This is a genomic window from Nitrospirota bacterium (assembly GCA_040756155.1).
Lineage (GTDB): Bacteria > Nitrospirota > Thermodesulfovibrionia > JACRGW01 > JBFLZU01 > JBFLZU01.
In genome coordinates this window covers 1-3,982 of record JBFLZU010000044.1, presented here as the reverse complement: position 1 = coordinate 3,982, position 3,982 = coordinate 1, and the positions used below count along the sequence as shown (strand labels likewise).

At 40.2% G+C, this 3,982-nt stretch carries 4 protein-coding genes and 1 pseudogene; all 5 read left to right on the top strand.

Annotated elements, in window-relative coordinates; translation table 11 throughout:
• The first annotated feature begins 1 nt into the window (after position 1).
• The gene (locus AB1488_04170; protein MEW6409293.1) at positions 2–178 is read left to right on the top strand and encodes an NAD(P)H-dependent oxidoreductase subunit E; all 177 of its coding nucleotides are present in this window, start codon (positions 2–4) and stop codon (positions 176–178) included.
• 164 nt (positions 179–342) lie between these two features.
• Positions 343–2,127 (top strand): annotated as a pseudogene (locus tag AB1488_04165) (NADH-ubiquinone oxidoreductase-F iron-sulfur binding region domain-containing protein).
• Positions 2,128–2,214: 87 nt separating this feature from the next.
• Positions 2,215–2,625, top strand: coding sequence for a CBS domain-containing protein (locus AB1488_04160; GenBank protein ID MEW6409292.1), 411 nt, complete (start codon positions 2,215–2,217; stop codon positions 2,623–2,625).
• Positions 2,626–2,634: 9 nt separating this feature from the next.
• The gene (locus tag AB1488_04155) at positions 2,635–3,237 is read left to right on the top strand and encodes an NADH-ubiquinone oxidoreductase-F iron-sulfur binding region domain-containing protein (protein MEW6409291.1); all 603 of its coding nucleotides are present in this window, start codon (positions 2,635–2,637) and stop codon (positions 3,235–3,237) included.
• A 111-nt stretch (positions 3,238–3,348) separates the two neighbouring features.
• Positions 3,349–3,982 (top strand): 2Fe-2S iron-sulfur cluster-binding protein (locus tag AB1488_04150; protein MEW6409290.1); only part of this gene is annotated, 634 nt, incomplete at its 3' end.

The window sequence follows — 3,982 nt, the reverse complement described above, 5'->3', positions numbered from 1 at the left end:
TATAAAACAGGGAGAAACAACTTATGACCTTTCTATGACACTTGAGACTGTTGGGTGTATTGGCTGTTGCGGTCTTGCACCTGTAGCAACAATAAATGAAGAAATAATTGGTGAGATAGATGTGAAGGAAATTGATGAGATTGTTGAAGCCATAAGGGAGGAAAGTCAGAAACTATAGAAATAAAATGAAATTCCAAAAGTTTGGTTATTCGAATTTGGAAATTGGTCATTGTTTGAAATTTGGTGCTTGGAATTTAGAAATTATCTATTTTATAGGTGAAAGAGCTGAGAAAATTAAATAGCATAAATGAACTAAAGGAACTCAGAAAATCGCTTGAAGAAGTGACCTTTAAGCCTGATACTCTGAGGGCAAGGGTTTGCTGCGGGACAGCCTGTACTGCTACAGGGGCTTACAAGGTTATAGATGCCTTTAAAAAGGAGGTGTCTAATCGTGGAGTTCCCCTTGAAATAATAAAGACTGGCTGTCAGGGATTATGTCAGAAGGGTCCAGTGTTAAAAATAGACCCTGCAGACATTTTTTACCAGAGGACCAAACCTGAAAATGTTCATTGGATTATGAGTTATACAGTTTTAGGTGGTATGCCTTACAGACAGAGTCTTTACAGGGATGACTTTCTGAGTGAGCCTGTTCCAATAATGACCGATATACCTTTTTATAAGAAACAATTAAGGATTGCCCTTAGAAACAATGGCAAAATTGACCCCTGCAATATAAATCATTATATAGTTGTAGGGGGGTATATGGCACTTGAAAAGGTTTTATCTTCAATGAGTCCTGGCGAAGTCCTTGTAGAAGTAAAGAAGGCAAACCTTAGAGGAAGAGGAGGTGCAGGGTTTCCTGCCGGTCAAAAATGGGAGCATACAAAGAAGGCTCCTGGCAAGATAAAGTTTGTTATTGCAAATGGTGATGAAGGAGACCCTGGTGCGTTTATGGACAGGTCTATCATGGAAGGCGACCCTCACAGCCTTCTTGAGGGGATGATTATTTGTGCGTACGCCATAGGAGCTCAATACGGATTTATCTATGTGAGGCATGAATATCCACTTGCGGTTAAAAATTTAGGTATTGCAATAAAACAGGCAGAAGAGTTGGGGATTCTCGGTAAAAATATACTCGGCACTGATTTCAGTTTTACTGTAGATATCAGAGAAGGTGCTGGTGCCTTTGTTTGCGGTGAATCTACGGCGCTTGTTGCCTCTATTGAAGGGGAAAGAGGTTTTCCAAGGGTCAGACCGCCAAGGCTTTCAGAGCCTGGAGGTGGTCCATGGGGCTATCCCAGTAACCTTAACAATATAGAAACTTATGTCTGCGTCCCTGTAATAATTGAAAGGGGTGCTGATTATTTTCTATCAATCGGAACCAAAAATTCTCCAGGAACAAAGGTCTTTGCCCTTACGGGAAAGGTCAAAAACACAGGACTTGTTGAGGTCCCTATGGGTATTACCTTAAGGGAGATAATTTTTGAGATAGGTGGTGGGATTCTGGGGGATAAGGAGTTTAAGGCTGTTCAGACAGGTGGACCTTCCGGAGGCTGTATCCCTGCAGAATATCTTGATTTACCTGTGGATTTTGACTCCCTTACCTCTGTGGGCTCCATGATGGGTTCAGGTGGTATGGTTGTAATGGATGAAGATACTTGTATGGTAGATGTTGCGAAGTTTTTCCTGTCATTTACACAATCTGAATCATGTGGGAAATGTCCACCATGTAGAATTGGTACATTCCAGATGCTTGAAATCCTCAAAAGGATTACATCAGGAGAAGGGCAGGATGGTGACATTGAGAGACTTGAAGCCATAGGTAAAAAGGTTGTTGCAGGCTCACTCTGTGGTCTTGGAAGCAGTGCCCCAAACCCAGTTCTTACAACGATTAAATATTTCAGGGATGAATATGAAGAGCACATAAATGATAAATATTGCCGTGCAAAGGTCTGCAGTGGTCTTGGCGTGTTTATAATCAACCAAAGCGAGTGTTTTAGATGTGGTCTGTGTAAAGTGGCATGTACCTTTGACTCTGTCAAAGAAACGAGGAATAAATACTTTATAGACCGTGAATACTGCACGAAATGTAAGGCATGCTACTATGCATGCCCCATTGGTGCGGTTAAGATAAGGAAGCAGAGACATGTAACGCTTGAAGAGGTATTCAAGATACCTTCTGAAAGCATAGAGATTATTGAAAGGAGGACGAAGATGATATTAAATGATATTTTAGAGGCAAAACCAATAAAGATAATAAGCATTAGAAAGGATTCAACCGTTGCTGAAGCTATAAAAATCATGGAAGGTGCGGATATCGGTTGCATACTTATCGTAGATGAACACAATAAGTTAATCGGGATATTTACAGAGAGGGACGTCATGCATTGTATTGTCAAGAACATCTCCCTCGATAAAGAGATTATTAAGAATGTGATGACTGCGAACCCTTTAACCTTAGATGCTTCAACGGATGTAAGCACAGCAATAACTTCAATGTCCCGTAAAAGGGTAAGACATTTACCGGTTATGAAGGGGAATGAAATAGCCGGAGTCATTTCTTACAGGGATCTGGTTGCTTATCTGCTTCCAGAAATAGTCTACATGGCAGAAGATATCTATTAGGGGTAATGGATGACTGAGACAAAAGAATTAAAAGTAGAAGACATAAAAACTTTAGCAGAGGAAAAGGGGTGTCCTCTCCAGAAGGCCCTTTACTATATCACAGAGTTTCTGCCAGGTCCTATGTGTGGCAGATGCTTTCCCTGTGCCCTCGGCAGTTATGAAGTAAAGGTAAGATTGCAGAATATTGTTGAAGGAAGTGGCACGGAAGCAGATATATTTACCATAAAAAGAATTGTTACAGAGATGTTTGAGGCATCTATGTGTAAAAAGGGGAAGGATACTGCAAAGTTCATCCTCGAATGGATCGAGACTGATGTCTATAAAGAGCATGTTGAAGGCAGATGTCGTGATAGAGAGTGCATAGCATTTATTGAATACAGGGTTATTCCAGAGATGTGTACAATGTGCGGTATTTGTCAGGATATTTGTAAATATAATGCAATCATTGGAGAAAAGAAAAAACCATATCTTTCAGGGTATCTGCCTTTTGAGATAAGGCAGAAACGGTGCACAAAATGTGGTGACTGCATAAAGGTCTGTCCAACGGAGGCGATTATAATAGTAGATGTTAAAAAAGTAGATGTTAAGGAGCAGTTAGCGGTTGGCAGGTAGAATAATAAATCAAAATGCAAAAAGCAAAATTAAAAATTACAATGCAAAATTCAAAAATAAATAGCTGGAACGGAGGACAATTTTAAATTATTAAGTAATTAGGAGGATTAAATGTCAAAAACAGTTAATCTAAAGATAGACGGTAAAGAGGTTCAAGCCATTGAAGGTATGAACCTTATAGATGCTGCAGAGATTGCAGGGATTCATATACCAAACCTCTGTTATATAAAAGGCATGAAGGGGATTGGTGCATGCAGGCTGTGTCTTGTGGAAATAGAGGGATTGAAGGCGCCAATGATTGCATGTACCACAAAGGTTAAAGAGGGTATGGTAGTCAATACAGAAACAGAAAAGGTTCAGGAAATCAGGAAATTTGTGATAGACCTTATCCTTTCAATGCATCCTCTGGATTGTATGACATGCACAAAAGCAGGTCTCTGTAATCTCCAGAAATATGCCTATAATTTTGAAATCAAAGAGTCAAGCTTTACCAGGAAAAAGTTCGGCTTTCCATTAGATGAAGGCAATCCTTTCATAAAAAGAGACCCTGACTATTGTATCCTCTGTGCTCGGTGTGTTAGGGTCTGCAAGGAACAAGGAACTAATGTCCTTGATTTTATGGGAAGGGGTGTTGGTTCAAAGGTCACAACTGCAAATGATAGCCCCCTTCATGAATCAGGCTGCACATTCTGTGGTAGTTGTATTGATGTCTGTCCTGTTAATGCCATCCTTGAGGCAGACAGAT

Bases quoted from the DNA above. Each gene is read 5' to 3' on its own strand.
- AB1488_04160 (MEW6409292.1), top strand. From the start codon at position 2,215: ATGATATTAAATGATATTTTAGAGGCAAAACCAATAAAGATAATAAGC.
- AB1488_04155 (MEW6409291.1), top strand. From the start codon at position 2,635: ATGACTGAGACAAAAGAATTAAAAGTAGAAGACATAAAAACTTTAGCA.